Origin of the sequence: Candidatus Rickettsia tasmaniensis (genome assembly GCF_036857515.1) — a bacterium.
GTDB lineage: Bacteria > Pseudomonadota > Alphaproteobacteria > Rickettsiales > Rickettsiaceae > Rickettsia > Rickettsia rickettsii.
Window position 1 is genome coordinate 1 of record NZ_JAQCNX010000011.1, and the last position, 22,383, is coordinate 22,383.

Here is a 22,383-nt window from a genome sequence, read left to right on the forward strand (position 1 = left end):
TAGCAGTTTTAGTAGCTGATTTTTCATAAGTTTGTAAAGCCTCATTAAACTTTATCGCCTCATATTCTTCATTACCGAAATATTTAACAGTCTCAAAATTCAGTAAACTATCGATTGCTCTATTATTGGCGGTGTTATCGCTTTGGTTCATTTCCCTTGCGAAAGAAATACGCCAAGTACTGATTAGGCAAGTATAACCAACATAAACTATCATTGTTATTAAAATAGTTACGGCAAACCAAATACCGTAAACATACCATAACATCCCGCTTACTAATATAATTTCTACGCTTGTCGGAAAAATATTAAATAACGAATACCGCAGTACCGCTTCAATACCTTTAGTACCACGCTCTATTGACCTACTTAAGCCCCCTGTTTTTCTAGTAATGTGAAAACGCATACTTAAATTATGCATGTACTTAAAGACATTTAGAGCAACTAAGCGAGTTGCTTGATGCCCTACTTTTGAAAAAATGATATTTCGTAATTCACTGAAAATTTGAACAAGTATTTTTGTTCCACCATATGCAACAATAATCCCGATAATAACCGAAAGAGCAAAGTTTTTATTTAGCCCATCTATTATATATTTATAAACAATAGGAACGAAAATATTTATTACTTTAGCTATGACTAGACAAATAAGAGAGGTAACAATACGCAGGCGTATCTCAAAATCCTTCGACCATAAATACGGCAGAAATAGATAGAATGAATTTTTGCGAGTTTTGTTTTTGGACATTTTGAAGTTTTTGTAGTTTTCAGCATCATTGCTCGCGTGGATACTAAATCGTCATTGCGAGCGACCGTAGGGAGCGTGGCAATCTCATGAAATAATAACAAACTCCTTAGATTGCTTCGTCAATTACTTCGTAATTTCCTCGCAATGACGTTTTTATTAATTACGCTCCGGCAGCAGGTGAAGTCTTCTTTGGCTGATTTTCTAACAGCTTATCTAGCCTTCCCTCTTTTTCAAGATCAAACAGAGCATCACAACCGCCAACATGCATATTATCTATAAATATCTGCGGGACGGTCTTTTTTCCACCGGATTTCTTAATAAATTTTTCTTTCTCTTCCTGAGTAAAATTACTTACTTCAATTTCCTCATAAGCAACATTTTTCTCATCAAGCAATGCTTTAGCTTTTATACAATAAGGACAACTAGCGAAAGTATAAATAATAATTGTGTGTAATATAGCTTTATTCATAATGTTATATTTTTTTGTTAGATTTTAGTATATTATCTTAAACTATAGTTTTTAAAGCAAGTAAAAATGCATGAATAATTTTTCTATTATCTCAGAATATAAACCGGCAGGCGATCAACCAAAAGCAATAGATGAAATTATAGCAGGGTTAAGTAGCAAAAAACGCTCACAAATGTTACTTGGTATTACGGGATCAGGCAAAACCTTTACTATGGCAAATATTATAGAGAGAACTAATCGTCCTACTCTTATTATGGCTCATAATAAAACTTTAGCTGCCCAAATCTATTCAGAGATGAAATCGATTTTTCCAAAGAATGCCGTTGAATACTTTGTCTCATATTATGATTATTACCAGCCCGAAGCTTATATAGCACGCACCGATACTTTTATAGAAAAAGACTCATCAATTAACGAACAGATTGATTTAATGCGTCATGCCGCTACAAGATCGCTATTAGAGCGTCGTGACGTTATAGTAGTTTCTTCCGTTTCCTGTATTTACGGGCTTGGCTCTCCTGATTTATATTACCAAATGATGGTTAATCTAGAGCCTGGTCAAAGCTACCCTCGTGATCAGCTACTAAACGATTTGATAAATCTACAATATGAGCGTAACGATATCGGATTTGAGCGTGGCTATTTTAGAGTTAAAGGCAACAACATCGATATTTTCCCCTCACATTACAGCGATAAAGCTTGGCGTTTATCGTTTTTCGGTAATGAACTCGAATATATCCATGAATTTGATCCCCTAACAGGTGAAAAACTTGCTAAGCTCGATAAAGCTATGGTTTTTGGTAATTCACATTTTGTGATGCCTCAAGAAACGGTCAATAATGCCATATCAGGTATTGAAGAAGAATTACAAAAACGCTTAGAGTTTTTAAAGTCACAAGACAAACCACTTGAAACTCAAAGGCTAAATCAACGTACTCAATATGATCTTGAAATGTTAACGGAAACCGGCAGCTGTAAAGGCGTTGAAAACTACTCTCGCTTTTTCACAGGACGTAATGCCGGTGAGCCGCCTCCTACATTATTCGAATACCTACCAGAAGATGCATTATTATTTGTTGATGAAAGCCATGTATCCGTACCGCAAATTAGAGCGATGTATAACGGCGATCGAGCAAGGAAAGAAATTTTGGTAGAGCATGGATTTCGTCTACCCTCTGCACTTGATAACAGACCTTTAAAATTTGAAGAATGGGAAAAATTTAGACCACAAACTGTGTTTGTATCTGCAACTCCAGGACCGTTCGAGTTAGAAGAAACCGGCGGCACGGTTGTAGAATTGATTATCAGACCTACGGGGCTGCTTGATCCTGAATGTATTATCAAACCCGCTACTAACCAAGTTGAGGATTTAATTAGCGAAATTCAAACCACTATCGCTCAAGGTTTTCGTGTTCTAGTCACCACCTTAACTAAAAAAATGGCAGAAGATTTAACCGCCTATTTGCAGGAGCTAAAATATAAAACTTCTTATTTACATTCTAACGTTCATACCCTAGAGCGTATAGAGATTTTACGAGATTTAAGACAAGGTACTATTGATATTTTAGTCGGTATTAATCTATTAAGGGAGGGGCTTGACATCCCTGAATGCGGCTTAGTTGCTATACTTGATGCAGACAAAGAGGGGTTTTTGCGGTCGGAAGTATCGTTAATACAAACAATAGGAAGAGCTGCAAGAAATAGCGCGGGTAGAGTTATACTTTATGCCGATAAAATGACTAAATCTATCGATAAAGCCGTTAGTGAAACGTTGCGTAGAAGGCAAATTCAGCAGGAATATAATGAAAAACACGGCATAATTCCAAAAAACATCAACCGTGCTATTCACGCTTTAGCAGAATTTGAGAAAATCGATAGTAAGCTTGATAAAAAACAAGCTCATACTTTATTTGATAATCCTGCTAAGCTAAAAACCCATATTGATAAATTAAAGAAAGAAATGCTTAAAGCCGCAAGTAATCTTGAATTTGAACAAGCCACAAAACTTCGTGATCAGCTAAAAACTCTAGAAGAGGCGGCACTCGAGTTGAGTTAATGGTGTGCGTTGTGGATACCAAAATCGTCATCGTCATTGCGAGGCAAAACTGTAAATTTTGACGCAGCAATCTCAGGAGTTTGTTATTATTTCATGAGATTGCCATGCAGCCTATGGCTGCTCGCAATGACGATTCAGTGTCCACACAGGCAATACCATTAACAACACCTAAAACTCCTACGATGATACGGTGATAAGCCGTGTATATTAATAGCCTCGATATGTTCTTTGGTACCGTAGCCGGAATTTTTGTGCCATAAATATTGGGGAAATTCAGCACTTAAGTCTAACATCAAACGATCCCTAGTAACTTTTGCAACAATAGAAGCCGCAGCAATTGACAATGATAAATTATCACCATTAATTATACTGACAAATCTTTCATCCTTAAACTGCATATTACCATCAACTAACACTATTTCTGGCTCAAGGCTAAGATTTGCCACAGCAATAGAACAAGCTTTTTTAGTTGCCTCTAATATATTAATATCATCAATTTCGGTATGAGAAATAATAGCAGTTGCCCAAACATAATTACTAGTAATTTGTTCATATAGTAATTCTCTTTTCTTTTTGGAAAGCTTTTTAGAATCTTTAATGCCCGTTATAATATTGGCGTTATCTATTATAACGGCACTTGCTACTACCGGACCTACGAGCGGTCCTCTACCTGCTTCATCTATACCTGCTACAATACAGTTATGATATTTTTTTTCAAAATGTAATAGATCTACTTCTATAATTGTATTCTTTTAATTTTTGATATATGATAGAGCAGTTTAGAATTACAAAAAAGGAAAAGTGCAAAATTATTTTCAATTATTAGGACTTCCGCGAGAGTACAATATTAATTTAAAGGTATTAGAAAAGCAATATTTTGCTATGCAGGTAAAATATCATCCCGATAAAGCAAAAACTTTGCAGGAAAAGGAACAAAATCTAATTACTGCGGCTGAATTAAATAATGCTTACTCTACTCTTAAAGATGCCTTAAAGCGTGCTGAATATATGCTGCTTTTGCAAAATATAAATTTGAATGACGAAAAAACACGTAGTTTACTTTCGCCGCTAGAATTAAGCATATTCTGGGATGAAATGGAAATAATCGAAAATACTATCTTATTTAGTGATTTAGAAAAAATAAAAGACAAATATGAATTAATGAAAAAGCTTGAAATTGATTCTTTAAAACAAGCTTTTGAAGAACAAAATCTATCAGACGCAACTATAAAAACTAGCAAGCTTAAATATATTGGGACATTGCTGCATAAACTGCAAGCAAAAATAAAATCATGCAAATAATAGAAATTAGGGAACCGGAGCAAGCTGATTTTAAGCAAGAACAGCAAATAGCAGTCGGTATCGATTTTGGCACTACTAACTCATTAATAGCTATTGCAGCTAATAGAAAAGTTAACGTTATTAAATCTATAGATGATAAGGAATTAATCCCAACTACTATAGATTTTACAAGTAACAATTTTACTATAGGTAATAATAAAGGACTGCGTTCTATTAAAAGACTATTCGGTAAAACATTAAAAGAAATTCTAAATACTCCGGCACTTTTTTCGTTAGTTAAAGATTATCTAGATGTAAATAGTAGTGAGCTTAAGCTAAATTTTGCAAATAAACAACTGAGAGTCTCTGAAATTGCAGCAGAAGTTTTTATTTACCTAAAAAATCAAGCAGAAGAACAATTAAAGACTAATCTAACTAAAGCAGTAATAACAGTACCTGCACATTTTAACGATGCAGCAAGAGGCGAAGTAATGCTTGCAGCTAAAATAGCAGGTTTTGAAGTATTAAGGCTAATTGCCGAACCTACTGCAGCTGCCTATGCTTACGGCTTAAACAAAAATCAAAAAGGCTGTTATTTAGTATATGACCTAGGCGGCGGCACTTTTGACGTATCTATTCTTAATATACAAGAAGGTATTTTTCAAGTTATAGCAACAAACGGCGATAATATGCTTGGTGGCAACGATATAGATGTAGTAATTGCACAATATCTTTGCAATAAATTTGATTTACCTAATTCTATAGATACTTTACAACTTGCAAAAAAAGCAAAAGAAACTTTAACATATAAAGATAGTTTTAATAATGATAATATATCAATTAATAAGCAAACATTAGAGCAATTAATTTTGCCCTTAGTAGAACGCACTATCAATATAGCTCAAGAGTGTTTAGAACAAGCAGGAAATCCAAATATAGACGGAGTTATTTTAGTAGGGGGTGCAACCCGCATTCCTTTAATAAAAGACGAATTATATAAAGCATTTAAAATAGATATTCTATCAGATATCGATCCTGATAAAGCAGTTGTATGGGGGGCTGCATTACAAGCAGAAAACTTAATAGCACCGCATACAAATTCATTATTGATTGATGTAGCACCTTTATCGCTGGGTATGGAATTATATGGCGGTATAGTTGAAAAAATCATCATGCATAATACTCCGATTCCTATTTCGGTAGTAAAAGAATTTACGACTTATGTCGATAATCAAACCGGTATACAATTTCATATATTGCAAGGTGAACGTGAAATGGCTGCCGATTGCCGCAGTTTAGCCCGATTTGAGTTAAAGGGACTGCCTCCTATGAAAGCAGGATATATTAGAGCCGAAGTTACTTTTGCTATTGACGCAGACGGTATATTATCCGTTTCTGCTTATGAGAAAATCAGCAATACATCACATGCTATAGAAGTAAAGCCAAATCACGGTATTGATAAAACGGAGATTAATATTATGTTAGAAAACGCGTATAAAAATGCTAAAATAGATTATACTACAAGATTATTACAAGAAGCAGTAATTGAAGCAGAGGCTTTAATCTTTAGCATAGAGCGTGCTATAGCGGAATTAACAACTTTATTATCGGAAAGTGAGATATCTATAATTAATTCTTTATTAGATAATATAAAAGAAGCCACACACGCTAGAGATTGGATCTTAATTAATAATTCTATTAAAGAGTTTAAATCCAAAATAAAAAAATCTATGGATACAAAGTTTAATATAATAATTAATGATTTGCTAAAAGGCAAAAATATCAATCAAATTAAATAGCCTCAGATATAAAATATTATATATAATCGAACTAATTTAGATAAGGAAAAATAAGAAGAATGTCAGGAAAAATAAAAGTAACATTTATTATAAATGATGGAGAAGAAAAAACAGTAGAAGCACCGATAGGGCTTTCTATTTTAGAAATTGCCCATAGTAACGATCTAGACCTTGAGGGAGCTTGTGAAGGAGCGCTTGCTTGTGCTACTTGTCACGTTATTTTAGAAGAAGAATTTTACAACAAATTAAAAAAACCTACGGAAGCAGAGGAAGATATGCTTGACTTAGCCTTTGGTCTTACTGATACTTCTAGATTGGGATGTCAAATTATTTTAACCGAAGAATTAGACGGCATAAAAGTACGCCTTCCTTCTGCTACTCGTAATATAAAATTATAATGGATTAAAAAAGTGATACGTAAAATACTTCTTTTTGTGTTTTTAGCCTTTACTATAATATGGTTTGCAACTGCATATACTATAAAAAATAACACTGTAAGTTTAATTAAGAATTCTGAATCCGATAATCTTAAAATATCTTATAATGCAGTTAAGTTTTCAGGCTATCCTTTTAATTGGAAAATTACCGTAACGGATCCTAAAATAAAATTAATTGATCATGTAAATTCTAAAGAATTTACATGCGAAAATATTGTCCTAAATATAGCTTTTAGTACTAAAAGAGCCGCTCTTAATTTCGGTCCTTTTATTAGAGAAGTCGATAATTACGGCGACAAAACATTTACCTATGATGTACGCAGCGATGATGACATAAAGGGTATAGGAAAATTTAATAAATCTTTATATAAAATATCAAAAGATGATAATTTAAAAGAAATATTAAAATCAATTCAGTTAAATAATAAAGCATTATTGATATTTAAAGATAATCAAGAAATCTTTAAAATTAATGATTTAGCATTTCTTATAAGAAAACAGCATTTAGCAAGTGAGGAAAATATATCCTTATTTTTAAACATGAATTATTATTCAGAAAAAGATATTTTGAATTTTAAAAATGCTAATTTAGATATTGCTGCTTCTTTAAAATTTGCTGAAGACGAAGAAGATTCAGCTATTTTACAAAATTTTAATATAGAAAGATTTATTTTTACTTGTGATAATGATTCTAAAGTTAATTTAAACGGTGCTTTACAACTCTTTGCCAATAAATTACCGAAAGGAAAACTATATTTTGAGCTGGAAAATTATAATTCCATAGTTGATAAATTATTACCGAGTAATATTATTTTTTCTAAGAAAATAATTAAAACAATTATTGCTAAAGCAATTAATAAAGCTTCCGACGCGCAATTAAATACAGAGCAAAATGATTCAAATTCGGCTTACAACAATATAGAAAAAGCTAAGTTTGATATTGAGTTTTCAGACAAAGGAATAAATATCGGTTCTATTAATTTATTAGAACTAAAACTTGGTGAACATAAAGAAGACCAAAATACCGCAAATAATTCAAATTAGTTTTATGAACAATTTTAAACTAGCGACTATTATTAGCATATTTCTTATTTGCAGTAATATTTATGCTGCTCCCAAAGTCATAAAAATCGGTACCGGCTCTATTTTAAAAGGATATTATGCTATTGGACTTGATTTATGCAAGACTATTACAAATGACGATAAAAATAATGAACATATTAAATGCGAAGTTGTTGCAACAAACGGTAGTATAGAAAATTTAAAATTATTACAACAAGGCAAAATTGATTTAGCCCTAGTGCAAGCTAATATTGCAGTGGAAGCATATGAGGGCATAGGTTATTATCACGATCAAGAAAAAATGCAAAATTTACGTCAGGTGCTTAATCTACATGATGAGTTTTTTACGGTTATTGTAAAAGATGAGGATAAAATAAAAGTTTTTGCTGATATTGACGGGAAAAAAATAACTAACGGTCCGGCATTTTCCAGTAGTAATATTACTTATGATGTCGTACGTTCTTTATATAAATTTGCTAAGGAACCTGAAGAGCTACACATTAATTATGAAGATTCTAGTGATCAATTCTGTAATAAGGAAATAGATGCTATAATAATGATGGTTGGACATTCTAACCCCTTAGTAAATTTAATAGCTAATAAGTGTGAAATTGATTTCATTTCAATGGACAATGATAAAATAACAGAATTAATAAAACAAAATAGAGCTTTTCATAAAGCCATACTTCATAAGGGCTTATATCCAGGGATTACCGATGATCAAACTACAGTAAAAGTATCGGCAATCCTAGTAACTAGAGATGAGGCGAATCGTGATATTTTAGATAAATTTATCGGAGCTTTTCATAGAAACGTAGCAAATTTTAAACTTTCTAATTACTTATTAAATAACCTGGACATTAACTATTTCGCCGATACTAAAAATTTTGTTCTACCAAAACATGATTCAGTAAGAAACAAAAACTAACAATATCTTATGTCTGAAAATACTATATTTAAAAATATACTTATACCTATAGATTTAAATGATAAAAAATCTATAAAAGGTATTCTTTCTAAGGCTTTAATGCTTGCGACGAACTTTCAAGCAAAATTACATTTTATGTATGTAATTCCTGAATTCGGTACGAAAATGTTTGAAGATTATTTACCTAAACATTGGAGAACGGAGAAAAAAGAAAAGTATAAAGCTCAAATTAAAGAGCTTATCAAACAATATATTCCCGATGAAATTGAAACAGATTATTATATAGGTAGCGGTGCCGTTTATGATGAAATAATTAAGCACTCTAATGAAATTAAAGCCGATTTAATAATAATCTCTGCAGTCAGACTACAATTAAAAGATTATATGCTTGGACCTAATGCTTCTAAAATCGTCCGTCATTCAGATATATCAGTGTTAGTAGTAAGAGACGAGTAATAAGTATTATTTACGACTCTTGGGAGTGCATTGCTAGAGTGGGTCCATAATCGTCATTGCAAGCAGCCGTAGGCTGCGTGGCAATCCACAAAAAATAAAAAAAATGCTATAAATTAGCATTTTTTACTGGATTGCTTCGTCAAAACTTACAGTTTTTTCTCGCAATGACGATTTTGGCTGTTATAACTTCACTTTCAACTTCACAAAGCCTTGATGGCTTTGATATTTCTTTTGTAAATGACAGTTATATTAAAGTAATACGCTTACATTATCTTTCTCAGTTAAAACGCTAGCACCGATATCATAAGCAACTTTAGGTTGCTTCGGTAATGTGATAGTTTCATTAACTTCTCTATCTTTCCATTTTACTTTAGCATTTTTACTATTATCATTACAGTAATATTCTACAGATGCTTGAAGTGCAGGCGTAACACTGAAACCTTCAGCTATTTTCTGCGGTGAGCTGCCTTACCGCCTAAAATACCGCTCCATAAATGCTGCTTTTTAGAAGCAATACTCAAATGCTGAATACCTACATCACTTTCTTGATATGTATCGTCTTTAGAGTGACCGTATCTTATACCAAGATTTGGAGTAAGAGTAATATCACCATTCATAAGATGATTATAACTTAATAAAGTTTCAAGGTTATAATTATTATTCTTATATTTACCGGTTGCAATAGTACCTAAACGGTTGATTTTACTCTTTACTATATTATGATTGTAAGCAAACATAGCTTGTATCATAAAGTTTTTCGGTAATTCTTTTTGTCCGTATAAAGTTACGATATGGCTATCGATATTAGTATTTGACCTGCTACTGTTAGATTTAAACTTTGAATCCAATTTAGGATAAGCAATACCGACTAAATCTTTGTAGTTATCAGAACCAATATCAAAACCTATAGTACCGCCCGAAGCATGATCTTTATAACCGGCAAAACCTTTTTGCGTATTAGTACCATAAGTACCTGCAATCCAAAGGCTTTTATCTAACACTTTTTCATCTTCATCACCCGCAGCACTAGAGAACATTCTATGCGATATAATATTACAGCTCATTTGAGTGATATCATGAATCGGATTATATATTGCTCCAATCATTTCTTCGTCTTGTTTTACTGCATTTTGCATTTCTACAACTTCAGCAGCTTCAACTCTTACAGCTTCAGCAATGCTTGCTTCTACGACTTCCTTTATAGAAGCAACCACTTTTGCCTCCTCTTCTTGTCTAGCTTCCTCTTGCTTCGAGTTTTCAAGGCTAACTTCAGAATCCTTAGATTCTGATTTATTTGTACTACTAGATACTGCTACTTTTGTTCGCTCCTGTATCATATTATAATCATCATTTTCATAATCTTCTTCAATGTTAAAATCATCATCTTCATCATCATCAAAGCCTTCAATATTGCCCTCTACAGAAACAATCCTCTCTATACGTTGAACAATCATAATTTCTGCACCAGTATGTGGAGCTTTTCCACCAGAGGTAGAACTACCCCCACATCTTCCATATTAATAACTACCGGTGCCGGTGCTAATGGAGCTGCAACTGCAGGAACAGCTATTACCTCTTCTACGTCCTCTTCAGGGGATCCGCCGATAAAACCAATGGTGCAACAAGGAGCCACAGAAGCAACAGCAGGAGCTACTACAACTACTCCACCATAGCTTACACGTCTCCATTTGCTACTGCTTGTGCTTGCTGCTGACTTCAGGGACGTCTTGTAGCAACTTCTGCTTCATTTACAGCTGCCGCTTCTATAATTGCTGCTAACCTAGAATTATTCGCTTTAAGTTGCTGCATTAATCCTGCATCTTGATTCATTCTAACACATAGATTGCTTGTTTCCTGATCTATACCACTTGCTACTTCTCTTTTAGGACCTATGAACTCAATATTGGTTCCTTCTTTTATAGCTTGAGCTAATTGATTTATATTACCATCAAGTGCATCTGTATTTTTAGTTGTATATTTCTCAAAAACTTCTTCTACAATTAATGCTTTTAGTTTTTCCTTTCCTTGAGTCTTTATTGCTAACTCTCATCCGTGTCAACTGAAACTGCTATAGCTTGAACAACGGTTTCATATTTTTTCCCCTATTTTAGAGTAGGAGCAATATAAGCTACTGCCCTGCAACCGCAGCATTTTTTTTAGGAAAAAGATTTTCGATAGGCTTTAGCCTGTTCCTCTTTCTGACTAAACCGTCCATACCAAGCCCATTATATCCTACCCTCGTAGGTAGTGGCGGTCCACCTGCTACCACTATTACCGGTGCAACAACAGGGGTATTAGCAGCTTTCGCTGCTTTTACTCCTTTTAATACCGCTTCTATTTTCTCATCGCTTATTATATTAAGAAATTTTACAATTGCCTCTTTTGAGAAATCTTTAGTATTAGGTATTAAAGCTTTCATTTTTGCATTAAAATTATTTTGTACGGCGTCTGTTATATTTTTCTCTGTAATGGTTTTAGAAGCTTTAGATAAACCAGCTGCATTATCGGCTAAAACTTTTCTTAGTAATCTAGCGTTAGTATCAACTGCCGTGTCATAAATTCTTGATAATGTTGCCGGTGCAGCTTTATTTTGTAAAAATGTTAGCCGCTATCTATATTACTTTCCACTGTTAAATTAACAATACTGTTATTAATCCAATTATTTATTTGAGTATTTACTTCGTTTGCTTTAGGAGTAAGGGCTATATTATCGCGTACGTCTCCTTTATTAAGAGCTAGATCTAGTACATCGGAAAATTTTAAAGTATTAAAATTATCAACAATTCTCTCTATTTCATTATTTAAAGAATTTGCTCCTAAAACATTTTCATTTTTAGCAATATAATCTATTCTTGATATAATTGTTTTCTTATCTTGTAGTTCATCTTTTATTTTTATTTCAGTACTTCTTGCCGTAATATGATTTTGTAAGTCCAGCGGTAATTTATCAAAAGTATAGTTTAACGGTCTATTGCATTATGTTCTTCTTCATTAAATAGCTCTTTAAAAAATTCCTTGTTGGCTATTTTATTATTTAAAGTTAAAGCTTGCCTTGAAATTTGCTTTATTACATCATCATCTTTTAGTCTATTCCAAATATTCTCAGCTTTTATCATTAATTGTGCTTTATCAGGCTTTGCTTCTGAAAATAACGCTAAAGACTCAAGTGGACTTTTCCTTTCTTCTAAAGTTAAAAGTGTTTTGATAGTAATCCCTAAATCTGTTTCTACACCTAATGTTCTTACTTCTAGCTTTCCGGGATTTCCATTATTTTTAGCTAAATACATCTCATTATGAAATATTCTGTCTAAAGTATTCGGAGCTACAAGAACTTCTGCGACTGCTCTGCCTACAACCGGTGCCGGTGCAGCTATTCTTCCCCTTAATACAGCATCTTCTTTTGCCTTTAGATTTATAACCTGCTAATTTTAGTTCATATCATCACCTATGGCATCTAGATTTGCTATATCCCTAGCTATGGCAAGTCTTATACCTACACCTGCCGGAGGAGGAGCTGCTACTCCACCCGGTAGAGGCGGAGGAGACGGTACTACTCCTGCCATTGCTTGAGGTGCTATATTACAAGACCTACTAGACCCTCATTATCTATTCTTATTTCACCTACAGTCTTTTTTAGGACAAGTGCCAGATCGCTCATTGTTAAAGCATCGAAATTATTTATCAATGCCTGCATTTTCTTACCATCCAAATCTTTAGCTATTAAACCGGCATCTTTTAAAATCTTGTTATAACTTTCTAGACCTTGCTCAGCAACTACCTTATCGTTTTCATTCACTATCTTAATTTTACCGTTATCAATGTTTCTTTTAATTTAGCCATCTGCGCTAAATAATTAACTACTATTGCAGGATCAGCTAACTTCATTACGGATTGTCTTATGGGAATACTAGATTGTTTAGACTCAAGCTCAACTAAGTTTTGATTAACATAGTTTTTAAATTGATCTAATAATTTATGTTTTGCTTCCGGAATAGCTACGCTTTTAAACTTATTTAATAAAGGGCTGTTTCCTGATTCAGAGTATTTAGGCATTAATATCGATGCTTCTTACAGTAGGATCAGTAATATTAGTACCAAAAAATACATGTTCAAAAACTTCTGTTGTTAAAGGAGCCTCAACATAATTATTTATAACTTTTAAATCGTCATTAGCATCTACACCGTCTGTCATAGCTATATATTTTAACTGCTCCAAAGGTGTATTTAAATTTTCTATGTTATTAAAATATATAGCCTTTTTAATTTTATCGTTAATACTGACAGCATTTGCCCCTTCAGCTTTAGCAAGGATTTCCAATACTTGAAGTCTATTTTCTAGAGCCATCTCTTGCTCGTTACGTCCTGTTTCTACTGCTGTATTACCTGTTAATCAACAACTTCAACACCGGCTGCACGTGCTTCTCTTCTTTCTCTAGCACCGTTAAGTACAACAGGAGCAACTGCTTGAAATCTAGTGACTTCTATTATTGCGTTATTGAATAATCTTCTTTCCCCCGGCATAAGATCGTCAACAAGGTCACCAAAATCTGTACGGTCCTGAATTCCTTTTATAACATTAAGCTTTTGAGCAGGAGTTAATATTTGGTAGTCAGCAGTATGGTTCAATATATCATAGATTTCTATATCTGCTCTTGCTTCCCCGGTCACAGCGGTAAGGATTGCAGCATTAGCACAGCTAAGTAAGAATAATTTTGTAAGTTTAGAATTTATAGATTTAATATTTTTTTCATAATATCTAATTTCTCTTTAATAAATCTTACAATTACTTAAAATATTAATACTTTTTTGTTATTAAAGATAATGATACATGAAAAAATATTATGTCAAAAATTTATATTGATGGGCTATAAAATAGGATAGTAACATGGATTTTATATGATATTTTAGTATTTATAGGAAATGTAAAGCTTAATTTTTATTAACGTTTAGTTAATTTATTAAAATCTCGTAGAACGTTGTACGATATTACTTCTATACATGCAAGCTATATTATTAAAATTTTCATTATTTTTAAAATGCTTTATAATGATTGTTATATAATATGATGTCATTCCCGCATGAATACCCAAGTCGTCATTGCGAGCGAACGTTAGTGAGCATGGCAATCTCAGGAATTGTTCCAATATTGCTTCGTCAAAACTTACAGTTTTTCCTCACAATGACGCAAAAATCGTTCCACACAACCGCGCTTTCTTACCTACGCGGGAATGACATTAAACTATAAGGTATATACTTTGTCTCTCAAAACCAAATTACTTTTTATTACAATCAGCGGTATTATAATATTATATTTTGCTATTCTTCCTGCGCCTTTACTTAAAGACGTAAGTTTCTCACAAAGAGTATTTGACCGAAACGGCGAGTTAATGCGTATTTCGCTTTCTAAAGACGATAAATATAGGATATTCACTCCTATACGTGAAATACCGGCAAGTTTTATAGAAGCAGTACTATTTATATGAAGACAAGCATTTTTATGAGCATTTTGGCGTTAACCCCGTTTCTTTAGCCAAAGCTTTTTATTCTACTTATTTACAGAATAATCGTAAAATAAGCGGCTCTACTATAACAATGCAAGTAGCACGTTTAAGACATGGAATAAACTCTTCTACTATTCTTGGTAAAATCCATCAAATCATTAAAGCTATTCATGTAGAGCTACATTATTCAAAAGATGAAATCCTAGAAGCTTATCTAAATCTAGTGCCTTACGGTAGTAATATTGAAGGGATAGTAGCCGGCAGTTACATTTACTTCAATCATGACCTAAAAGATTTAAATTTGATCAATATTCTAAGCCTTGCAGTAATCCTACAAAATCCACTTAAAAGAGGCGGGAATGATATTAATATTTCTAAAGCACGTAAATATCTATTTACCGAGTGGCTCACGATTCACCCACAAGATATTATTTATAATAAGTTAATTAGTTTGCCAATTAAATTTAATCAAAATAAAAAGCTTCCTTTTATTGCACCGCATTTTACTTTAGACATACTAGCAAATAATGATAGCCCTATTATACGCACTACTATAGATAAAAATCTGCAAGCTACTATAGAAAAACAAGTTCGGCTATATATTAATGATCGGAAAAAATATGGAATTAATAATGCCTCCGTAATTCTTATTGATTTTACTACTATGGAAGTGCTTGCAAGTATTGGCTCCGGAGAGTTTTTTAATAACGATATTTGTGGACAGATTAACGGCACTAAAAGCCATAGATCTCCAGGCTCAGCTTTAAAAGCGTTTGTCTATGCACTTAGTTTTGATCAATCACTAATACATCCGTTAACTTTACTAAAGGATACACCTACTTACTACGATCATTATAAACCGGAAAATTTTGATAGTAGGTTTGCAGGCGGTTTAAGTGCTAGAGAATCGTTAATAAAGAACCGTAACGTACCTGTAATATTTCTGGCGTCTAAGTTAAAAAACCCGAATTTTTATGAGTTCTTACAACAAGCAAAAATTAGCGGCTTACGAAAACCTGAAAATTACGGTTTATCTATAGTACTCGGCACAGCAGAAATTACTCTTGAAGAGTTAACTACTCTTTATGCTATGCTTGCTAATTTCGGTACTTATAAACCGCTTAGAAAAGTATTGGATACTACTATGTCATTCCTGCGCAAGCAGGAATCCATAAAAAATAACCTAAATGTTGGAACAAAAATTTCATATGATTTACTGGATTCCCGCTTTCGCGGGAATGACACAGGAGAGGACAAGGATGACACGGACACCGTACTACTATCCCCCCGAGGCAAGCTATTTAACACTTGATATTATAAAAGATACGACTCGTCCTATTACCTATAATAATACAAGACATAACTTACCGATTTATTGGAAAACAGGTACTTCCAGCTCATTTAGAGATGCACTTAGCGTCGGCATATTCGGAAAATACGTACTTGCTGTTTGGATTGGGGATTTCAAAGGGCAAACTCACGGAACATTTACGGGTAATACTTCTGCAGCCCCTTTATTCTTTAATATTATCGAATCCATAGCTAGACCAAATAAGGATGAGGATTTAATCCTTTCAAAAATTAATGCACTAAATATTACTAAAGTAAAAGTTTGTGCAGATATGGGAGATATCGATAACGATATGTGTCCGGTTAAAGCAGAAACCTTATTCATTAAAGGAAAATCACCGATAAAACAATCTGGTATTTATAGAAAAATGTTGATAGATTTAAAAACTGGTATGCCTGCTTGTAACTTTATTAAAGGACAAACAGAATATAAAACAGTAAATTTATGGCCAACAGATATGCTTTCGGTTTATCAAAAAGCAGGAATACATATATTACCGAAACCGATACCTACAAACCATTGCAATAGGTTGATAAATTGGCATCATCAAAAACCTAAAATTATATACCCGTTAAAAAATTCCGTACATTCAATTAAAAATAGTGATAACATTACTTTTAGTGCGATTAGCGATAATAAAACCAACAATATTTCTTGGTTTGTGGAAAATGAATTAATAGCAACCGCAAAACCAAACGAAGCAGTAATATGGAAAGCAAAAGCCGGTGAATTTATTATTAGAGCTATCAGCGATAGCGGCGAAAGCGACAGTATAAAAATTTATATTAAAGAATAGACTAGCAGTTATATATGAAATTTAAAATTCCCACAGAAATTGATATTAAACCTTTCACAGAAGAAGAAACTGCTCTTGATTCTTTAAAAGCAAATATTCTAAATGCATTGACTGAAGTGAATTATTCAAACTAATACCAGCAGGCAAAACACCAGAAGCTACAGTAGTAATAGGATTACCTTATAGCGGGAAAAGCACATTTTTCAATGCTCTTGAGAACAACCTTAAGATTACAAAAACGGTGAAGAATTTACATTTGATAAATTATTTGATTTTGAAACAACGCCGGAAATTCAGCATAAATATGAACCGGCTATATATGATCCCAAAAAATTTGAAATTGCAGAAAAAGTATTTTGGGAATGCTCTAACGAAGTACCCGATACAGTGCAAGAGTTAATCAATGTATTTTTCATTAAAAAGCTAGTTCAAATGACCGATAAATTAAAATTTATCATAGTAGCAAAAGAAGAGACCGTAAAATCCCCTAGTATCTTTAACAGGATTATAGAAGACTTTAAAAATATTCTTCCTACAGAAGAACACAAAAAATTAAAAGGAAATGTTATATGCGTAATAACACAACATAATGAAAATAATCATGAAAACATTATACCGATGCACAAAATAGCATTGCTATTAACAAGGATATATTAGAATTCTCTGATATAAAATTTTTCTATAAACCTACTTCTCAAAATGGGGGAATAAACCTCTCTCTAGAACTAAAACACCTAGAAGAGAGAAAAGGAGTACAAAATTTAGAGATAAAGCAGCTAAGTTCATTGCTAAAGAAACAAGACAGTCTGATAGAAAATTTACATACACAAATATAGATAAATGTAGAATGTATAATTAATACTATCCAATCAATTTTTGAAGACTTTAATGTATATACACCTCTTAACTACTCAAAATTTTTAGATAATAACTATGAGGGTTATATTAAACCATATTTACCAAGTTCTCCAATACAATATCCGGCTATAGAAAAAACTCTTTCTTGTTTTTAAGGATTAGCACAATTATCAGAATTTCAAGCTATCATATTAAACAAACAAGCTAATAACCTTATAGGGGTAATATTTCAAATTTTAGACTCTATTGAGAAATTCACAGACAATAAACCGGTTATTCAAGCTTACCGATATGTATTAAACCTACAAATTAAAGAATTATCATTATTTGAAGAAATGTTATCTACAACATGGTCTCAATCCAATGATTGCTATAGTTCCTTAATTGAAATATGTGATTTATTCATACAAAATCACTATCTATCTTCTATAAAAAATATAGAACCTAAACACGATCAACCAGTGCAATATTATAAAGAAGCCATAGAGTGGTTAAATAAGTACTCGGACAAAGCAGCAGTGACTCAAACTATAGCTAGAGCTGCTACTCTAAAATAGGCGATATATTGAGAAGATTATAATGGAGCTTTAGCTAATTATAATGCAACTCTAACATGTAATGAAGAACTTAAAGAAATGTACAATAAAATCGGCGATATGCTATTTAACTTAGGACGTGAAGACCCAGCTATCATATTTTATAGAAAGAATAATAAATTAGACTCTATATTAAAATAGTCTTATAAATAAGGCTGAAAAGCCTATAAACTATGATTTATATATGGGCCCAAGGAAACGAACTTTGCTTTCAAAAACAACAGGAAACAGATGCTGCAGAATCATATTTTAAAGCAGCTGGTGTTGTACGTGATCCTCAAAAACAACGAGATGCAATGCTTATGGCATACAATACTTTCTTAGGAAACCCAAATAATAACGCAATTCAACAAACAGATATTTCAGAACAACAACAAAGAGAGGGATATTTTAATGGTATAATCGGCGATATTATTGATCTGTAACCGTTCACTGGTGTTAAGCGGCTTATTATTCCTCTCTGTCATCCCGTGATTTATTCACGGAATCTAGTAAAACATATAAAAATTTATTTTTATATGTTTATTTTGTTAAACATGTAGTGTAGGTAACAATATTGAAGTTATTTTTTCTGGACCCCGTGGTCAGGCCACGGGGTGACAGTGAAAAACCTATGAACGCTCACATTGATCTATCTATCTCAGTAAATCATTTATGCTTACTTTAGCTCTAGTAGTTTTATCGACTTGTTTTACGATAACTACGCAATAAATTCCAGGCTTACCGTCTTCCTTAGCAGGTAATACTCCTGGAACTACAACGGAATAAGCCGGAATTCTGCCGTAAATAATTTCACCTGTATCTCTGTATACTATTTTTGTAGAGCTACCGATAAACACCCCCATACTAATTACTGCTCCTTCCTCTACTATTACACCTTCTGCTATTTCCGATCTTGCACCGATAAAACAATTATCTTCAATGATAACAGACTTTGCTTGCAACGGCTCAAGCACCCCACCTATCCCCGTGCCACCTGAAATATGGCAATTCTTGCCGATTTGAGCACATGAGCCGATAGTAGCCCATGTATCAATCATTGTTCCCTCATCTATATAAGCACCTATATTAATGAAAGAAGGCATAATTACAACATTTTTAGCTATATAAGTACCGGTTCTAACAACAGCTCCGGGCACTTTGCGTATAGCTGCTTCTTTGAATGTATTTTTATCAGTATCTGCAGAAAATTTAGGAGCAACTTTGTCATACCAACTATTATAATTGTTATTATAAAGTTGTGATTCCGTAGTGATAAAATACAGCAATATAGCTTTCTTTACCCATTCATTAACTTGCCAACTATTTTCTTTCTTTTCACAAACACGAATCGTACCTTGATTTAAGCTTTCTATACTATCATTAAGAGTTTGCTTTAATGTTATAAGCTTTGAAGAATCTTGAAGAAGTTTGTCCTTAATTTGCCAAGCTTCTTCAATTTCTTTAATAAGAGAGGACATATCTTTTAACTGTTTTATTGCCAAAAATAATAAATGAGATTATCATGAAGTCAAACATAATAATTATAATTAACTATGTATATTACTTGCCCAAATTGCCAAACAAGATTTATTGTTACAAGCAATCAAATAGGTACTAACGGACGACGAGTAAAATGTTCCAAATGTAGCCATTTGTGGTATCAGAAATTAGACTATAATACTAGTACATTAAATGACTTTAAAGATAAAGTAAACACGGGAACTATTAAAACGCCTATTAAAAATCATTACAATGCTAATATGCCGGTTATTTTACCGTATATTCCTCCTAAGAAAAAATATAATATATTTCCAATATTATGGACTAGCTTTATAATTTTTTGTTTAGTGATATTACTAATAGATAGCTTTAAATTCTTAGGTAACTATGATCAATTAAAGATAGAAGAAATTAATTTAGGCAAATCTCGTCATATAAGCGGTATGAAGATATTTTATAAATTATCTAATGAGTCTGATTATTTAATTTCCGATCCTATAATCAAAGTGAGAGTAATGGATACTAATAATCAAGCTTTAGATGAATATGTATCAATTACAAAACTACAAACAAAAATCCCTGCAAAACAAGCAATATATCTAGAAATGAATATTGAAGGGATCCCTATTACAGCAAAATATATTGATATTGTTGTAGGTAATAGATTAGGACTTTTATTTAAGTGAGGACGTTGTTGCATAGACCGACAAAATCCACTGTCATCCCGTGGTTTAACCACGTGGTCCATCAAAACAATTAAAACACTATTGAGTATTGTACGAATGTTGCAGTTGACCTGAGTATAAAGGCCATTGATGTCATTCCCACGTAGGCGGGAATCCCGTAAAACATATAAAAACTTGTTTTTATATGTTTATTTTTATTAAATATGTAACCTATATTAAGGTTGTCTTGTCCCTTGCCTTTGCAGGAATGACATACTAAACGTTCATACAATAGAGAGTCAAGCCACACTATAACACCTAACGCATTTTTCAACCCACGCAACGATGCCATGTGGGAATGACATAGGGGCTATGCAACAACATCACTTAAAAATAAAAATACCCATAAGCCGAAGCTTATGGGTATTACTAAAGATATAATAATTTTTTCGTGTATTAGGAAGTACCACAAGTTGAGCTATTAGTATCACTTGATACCATATTAACAATATCTGGAGCTTTAAATAATATAATGATTGCAGTAACTACCACTAAAGCTACTTCCCACTGCAATTTTCCTCTTAATGTTTGAATTCCCAGAACAATTATACCGACAACAGCTATACCTTTTGCAGTATTGCCTCTGAATACTTTAATTAACTTACATAATGCCTCACCTACAGGATCGGCGGCATTACCACCTAAGCTATCAAAAGCTACCATAATAATAGCCACGCTTAGAATAGTAAATAATATGCGTAATGATAGATTATAATCGATTAATTCTTCGTTTAATTTACGAATAGGAAAGTTCATATGTTTTACCTCAATAAAATAATTAGCATTTGAAAAATAATGTATAATTTATTTATATATAAATCAACTCCTAAATATATGCAATTTTAATTAATATGCAAAAATATTTTAAAAACACTTATTTTAAGTAACATTATAATCACATATAGTATAATTTAACTTCCAAATATATAAACAAACGTAAATAAAAATAACCAAACCACATCCACAAAATGCCAGTACCATGCAGCACATTCAAACCCTAAATGTCCATTACCTTCTGTAGTAAAATCTCCTCTTTTTGCTCTAAAGTAGCAAATTATCAGAAATATAGTACCTATAATTACATGAGCTCCATGAAAACCCGTGGCTAAATAAAAATTAGAAGCATATATACCATCTGTAAATTTAAACGCCGCATGGTAATATTCATATGCCTGCATAGTTGTAAAAAATATTCCAAGCAATATGGTAAGAGCAAGTGCAGTTACACAATCTTTTTGATTTTTTTCTTCTAAGGCATAGTGAGCCCAAGTAACAGTAGTGCCTGATAAGAGTAGTATTAAAGTATTGATAAAAGGAATATCAAACGGCTCAAAAGTTTTAATTGTAGGTGGAGGCCAAGTGCCCTGCTTTACAACCCATACACCGTCTAAAAGACCTACGGGTGATAGACTTGATTTAAAAAAAGAAGCAAAAAATACACCAAAAAATACTATTTCTGTTAAGATAAATAACGCCATACCTATTTGTAAACCTCTTCTAACAGGACTAGTATGCTGATGTTCGACTATTCCTTCTTTCACTACATCTCGCCACCAAGAATATAAACAGTAACCTACTGAAATAATCCCTGCAGATAAAATATATATATTAAATTTGTAGCCATGCATGAACGAGACGCCGCCTATAACCAAAAGAAGTAAAGCAAAAGATGTTAGGATAGGCCAAGGGCTTGGGTCTACTATATGGAATAAGTGCGATTTAGTAATAGAATATGAATTATTTAAAATTATCTTTTGACTCATATTGTTATTTTATATTTCCTAATTATCACCAATAACAAACTACAAAAGTAATCTGCTATTCACATGAGTGAAAATAAA

The 22,383-nt window shown here is 32.6% G+C and carries 23 protein-coding genes and 3 pseudogenes; 13 read left to right on the plus strand and 13 right to left on the minus strand.

The window, feature by feature from the left end:
* On the minus strand, positions 1-745 hold a 745-nt coding region (locus O6R16_RS02715), incomplete at its 3' end, for an ABC transporter transmembrane domain-containing protein (RefSeq protein ID WP_499679907.1).
* 160 nt (positions 746-905) lie between these two features.
* Positions 906-1,214, minus strand: a complete 309-nt coding sequence (grxC, locus tag O6R16_RS02720) for a glutaredoxin 3 (protein WP_499679908.1) — start codon at positions 1,212-1,214, stop codon at positions 906-908.
* Between the two features lie 70 nt (positions 1,215-1,284).
* Between grxC and uvrB the strand changes: the two genes are divergently transcribed.
* Positions 1,285-3,270, plus strand: a complete 1,986-nt coding sequence (gene uvrB / locus O6R16_RS02725; RefSeq protein WP_499679909.1) for an excinuclease ABC subunit UvrB — start codon at positions 1,285-1,287, stop codon at positions 3,268-3,270.
* 158 nt (positions 3,271-3,428) lie between these two features.
* Here uvrB and rnhB read toward each other — a convergent pair whose 3' ends face one another.
* The gene (gene rnhB, locus O6R16_RS02730) at positions 3,429-4,010 is read right to left on the minus strand and encodes a ribonuclease HII (RefSeq protein ID WP_499679928.1); all 582 of its coding nucleotides are present in this window, start codon (positions 4,008-4,010) and stop codon (positions 3,429-3,431) included.
* A gap of 61 nt (positions 4,011-4,071) precedes the next feature.
* Between rnhB and hscB the strand changes: the two genes are divergently transcribed.
* From hscB to O6R16_RS02760, 6 genes are read left to right on the plus strand one after another with little or no spacing between them, the layout of a single operon-like run.
* The gene (gene hscB, locus O6R16_RS02735) at positions 4,072-4,572 is read left to right on the plus strand and encodes a Fe-S protein assembly co-chaperone HscB (RefSeq protein WP_499679910.1); all 501 of its coding nucleotides are present in this window, start codon (positions 4,072-4,074) and stop codon (positions 4,570-4,572) included.
* Positions 4,563-6,350 carry a Fe-S protein assembly chaperone HscA gene (hscA, locus tag O6R16_RS02740; protein ID WP_499679911.1) on the plus strand — a complete coding sequence of 596 codons (1,788 nt, stop codon included), beginning with the start codon at positions 4,563-4,565 and terminating at the stop codon, positions 6,348-6,350. Before hscB ends, hscA begins: the two co-directional genes overlap by 10 nt.
* A gap of 59 nt (positions 6,351-6,409) precedes the next feature.
* Positions 6,410-6,748 (plus strand): ferredoxin family 2Fe-2S iron-sulfur cluster binding protein, encoded by a 339-nt coding sequence (locus O6R16_RS02745; RefSeq protein ID WP_499679912.1) that lies wholly within the window; start codon positions 6,410-6,412, stop codon positions 6,746-6,748.
* Positions 6,749-6,760: 12 nt separating this feature from the next.
* Positions 6,761-7,831, plus strand: a complete 1,071-nt coding sequence (locus O6R16_RS02750; RefSeq protein WP_499679913.1) for an RP198 family tick cell line-upregulated protein — start codon at positions 6,761-6,763, stop codon at positions 7,829-7,831.
* Between the two features lie 4 nt (positions 7,832-7,835).
* Entirely contained in the window at positions 7,836-8,777 is a 942-nt protein-coding gene (locus tag O6R16_RS02755) for a TAXI family TRAP transporter solute-binding subunit (RefSeq protein ID WP_499679914.1), read from the plus strand.
* 9 nt (positions 8,778-8,786) lie between these two features.
* Positions 8,787-9,233 (plus strand): universal stress protein, encoded by a 447-nt coding sequence (locus O6R16_RS02760; protein ID WP_012736528.1) that lies wholly within the window; start codon positions 8,787-8,789, stop codon positions 9,231-9,233.
* A 446-nt stretch (positions 9,234-9,679) separates the two neighbouring features.
* On the opposite strand, the gene O6R16_RS02765 is transcribed toward O6R16_RS02760, so the two are convergent.
* Positions 9,680-10,687, minus strand: a complete 1,008-nt coding sequence (locus O6R16_RS02765) for an autotransporter outer membrane beta-barrel domain-containing protein (protein ID WP_499679915.1) — start codon at positions 10,685-10,687, stop codon at positions 9,680-9,682.
* Positions 10,688-10,702: 15 nt separating this feature from the next.
* On the opposite strand from O6R16_RS02765, the gene O6R16_RS02770 reads away from it, so the two are divergent.
* Complete coding sequence (locus O6R16_RS02770; protein WP_499679916.1) at positions 10,703-10,906, plus strand: hypothetical protein; 204 nt, start codon at positions 10,703-10,705, stop codon at positions 10,904-10,906.
* 455 nt (positions 10,907-11,361) lie between these two features.
* On the opposite strand, the gene O6R16_RS02775 is transcribed toward O6R16_RS02770, so the two are convergent.
* The 6 genes and pseudogenes from O6R16_RS02775 to O6R16_RS02800 form a co-directional block, all read right to left on the minus strand.
* Positions 11,362-11,652 (minus strand): cell surface protein, encoded by a 291-nt coding sequence (locus O6R16_RS02775; RefSeq protein ID WP_499679917.1) that lies wholly within the window; start codon positions 11,650-11,652, stop codon positions 11,362-11,364.
* A 541-nt stretch (positions 11,653-12,193) separates the two neighbouring features.
* Positions 12,194-12,520: a cell surface protein gene (locus O6R16_RS02780; protein WP_499679918.1), complete on the minus strand. Its 327-nt coding sequence runs from the start codon at positions 12,518-12,520 to the stop codon at positions 12,194-12,196.
* Between the two features lie 4 nt (positions 12,521-12,524).
* Positions 12,525-12,796 (minus strand): annotated as a pseudogene (locus tag O6R16_RS02785) (hypothetical protein).
* Positions 12,797-12,807: 11 nt separating this feature from the next.
* Complete coding sequence (locus O6R16_RS02790) at positions 12,808-13,029, minus strand: hypothetical protein (protein ID WP_499679919.1); 222 nt, start codon at positions 13,027-13,029, stop codon at positions 12,808-12,810.
* Positions 13,029-13,286 carry a hypothetical protein gene (locus O6R16_RS02795; RefSeq protein WP_499679920.1) on the minus strand — a complete coding sequence of 86 codons (258 nt, stop codon included), beginning with the start codon at positions 13,284-13,286 and terminating at the stop codon, positions 13,029-13,031. Before O6R16_RS02795 ends, O6R16_RS02790 begins: the two co-directional genes overlap by 1 nt.
* A gap of 184 nt (positions 13,287-13,470) precedes the next feature.
* Positions 13,471-13,901, minus strand: a pseudogene (locus O6R16_RS02800) (hypothetical protein); the annotation flags it as partial.
* 587 nt (positions 13,902-14,488) lie between these two features.
* On the opposite strand from O6R16_RS02800, the pseudogene pbpC reads away from it, so the two are divergent.
* The 4 genes and pseudogenes from pbpC to O6R16_RS02820 all read left to right on the plus strand — a co-directional run bounded on the left by pbpC (position 14,489) and on the right by O6R16_RS02820 (position 18,760).
* Positions 14,489-16,881 (plus strand): annotated as a pseudogene (gene pbpC, locus O6R16_RS02805) (penicillin-binding protein 1C).
* Between the two features lie 387 nt (positions 16,882-17,268).
* Positions 17,269-17,538: a hypothetical protein gene (locus tag O6R16_RS02810; RefSeq protein ID WP_499679921.1), complete on the plus strand. Its 270-nt coding sequence runs from the start codon at positions 17,269-17,271 to the stop codon at positions 17,536-17,538.
* Positions 17,539-18,074: 536 nt separating this feature from the next.
* Positions 18,075-18,296 (plus strand): hypothetical protein, encoded by a 222-nt coding sequence (locus O6R16_RS02815; RefSeq protein WP_499679922.1) that lies wholly within the window; start codon positions 18,075-18,077, stop codon positions 18,294-18,296.
* Positions 18,297-18,508: 212 nt separating this feature from the next.
* Positions 18,509-18,760, plus strand: a complete 252-nt coding sequence (locus O6R16_RS02820; protein ID WP_499679923.1) for a hypothetical protein — start codon at positions 18,509-18,511, stop codon at positions 18,758-18,760.
* Positions 18,761-18,970: 210 nt separating this feature from the next.
* On the opposite strand, the gene dapD is transcribed toward O6R16_RS02820, so the two are convergent.
* Positions 18,971-19,795, minus strand: a complete 825-nt coding sequence (dapD, locus tag O6R16_RS02825) for a 2,3,4,5-tetrahydropyridine-2,6-dicarboxylate N-succinyltransferase (protein ID WP_499679924.1) — start codon at positions 19,793-19,795, stop codon at positions 18,971-18,973.
* A gap of 75 nt (positions 19,796-19,870) precedes the next feature.
* Between dapD and O6R16_RS02830 the strand changes: the two genes are divergently transcribed.
* A complete protein-coding gene (locus O6R16_RS02830; protein ID WP_499679925.1) occupies positions 19,871-20,503 on the plus strand; it encodes an MJ0042-type zinc finger domain-containing protein in 633 nt (210 codons plus the stop codon).
* 435 nt (positions 20,504-20,938) lie between these two features.
* On the opposite strand, the gene O6R16_RS02835 is transcribed toward O6R16_RS02830, so the two are convergent.
* Both O6R16_RS02835 and O6R16_RS02840 read right to left on the minus strand, forming a co-directional pair.
* Complete coding sequence (locus O6R16_RS02835) at positions 20,939-21,298, minus strand: TrbC/VirB2 family type IV secretion system protein (RefSeq protein ID WP_499679926.1); 360 nt, start codon at positions 21,296-21,298, stop codon at positions 20,939-20,941.
* A gap of 155 nt (positions 21,299-21,453) precedes the next feature.
* Positions 21,454-22,305: a cytochrome c oxidase subunit 3 gene (locus O6R16_RS02840; RefSeq protein WP_499679927.1), complete on the minus strand. Its 852-nt coding sequence runs from the start codon at positions 22,303-22,305 to the stop codon at positions 21,454-21,456.
* Positions 22,306-22,383: the final 78 nt, after the last annotated feature.

What these genes read in the sequence shown, in the direction of transcription:
- grxC (WP_499679908.1), bottom strand. Translation starts at nt 1,214, where the DNA reads ATGAATAAAGCTATATTACACACAATTATTATTTATACTTTCGCTAGT.
- uvrB (WP_499679909.1), top strand. Translation starts at nt 1,285, where the DNA reads ATGAATAATTTTTCTATTATCTCAGAATATAAACCGGCAGGCGATCAA.
- hscA (WP_499679911.1), top strand. Translation starts at nt 4,563, where the DNA reads ATGCAAATAATAGAAATTAGGGAACCGGAGCAAGCTGATTTTAAGCAA.
- O6R16_RS02745 (WP_499679912.1), top strand. Translation starts at nt 6,410, where the DNA reads ATGTCAGGAAAAATAAAAGTAACATTTATTATAAATGATGGAGAAGAA.
- O6R16_RS02755 (WP_499679914.1), top strand. Translation starts at nt 7,836, where the DNA reads ATGAACAATTTTAAACTAGCGACTATTATTAGCATATTTCTTATTTGC.
- O6R16_RS02760 (WP_012736528.1), top strand. Translation starts at nt 8,787, where the DNA reads ATGTCTGAAAATACTATATTTAAAAATATACTTATACCTATAGATTTA.
- O6R16_RS02765 (WP_499679915.1), bottom strand. Translation starts at nt 10,687, where the DNA reads ATGATTGTTCAACGTATAGAGAGGATTGTTTCTGTAGAGGGCAATATT.
- O6R16_RS02770 (WP_499679916.1), top strand. Translation starts at nt 10,703, where the DNA reads ATGTGGAGCTTTTCCACCAGAGGTAGAACTACCCCCACATCTTCCATA.
- O6R16_RS02775 (WP_499679917.1), bottom strand. Translation starts at nt 11,652, where the DNA reads ATGAAAGCTTTAATACCTAATACTAAAGATTTCTCAAAAGAGGCAATT.
- O6R16_RS02780 (WP_499679918.1), bottom strand. Translation starts at nt 12,520, where the DNA reads ATGTATTTAGCTAAAAATAATGGAAATCCCGGAAAGCTAGAAGTAAGA.
- O6R16_RS02795 (WP_499679920.1), bottom strand. Translation starts at nt 13,286, where the DNA reads ATGCCTAAATACTCTGAATCAGGAAACAGCCCTTTATTAAATAAGTTT.
- O6R16_RS02815 (WP_499679922.1), top strand. Translation starts at nt 18,075, where the DNA reads ATGTTATCTACAACATGGTCTCAATCCAATGATTGCTATAGTTCCTTA.
- O6R16_RS02820 (WP_499679923.1), top strand. Translation starts at nt 18,509, where the DNA reads ATGATTTATATATGGGCCCAAGGAAACGAACTTTGCTTTCAAAAACAA.
- dapD (WP_499679924.1), bottom strand. Translation starts at nt 19,795, where the DNA reads ATGTCCTCTCTTATTAAAGAAATTGAAGAAGCTTGGCAAATTAAGGAC.
- O6R16_RS02830 (WP_499679925.1), top strand. Translation starts at nt 19,871, where the DNA reads ATGTATATTACTTGCCCAAATTGCCAAACAAGATTTATTGTTACAAGC.
- O6R16_RS02835 (WP_499679926.1), bottom strand. Translation starts at nt 21,298, where the DNA reads ATGAACTTTCCTATTCGTAAATTAAACGAAGAATTAATCGATTATAAT.
- O6R16_RS02840 (WP_499679927.1), bottom strand. Translation starts at nt 22,305, where the DNA reads ATGAGTCAAAAGATAATTTTAAATAATTCATATTCTATTACTAAATCG.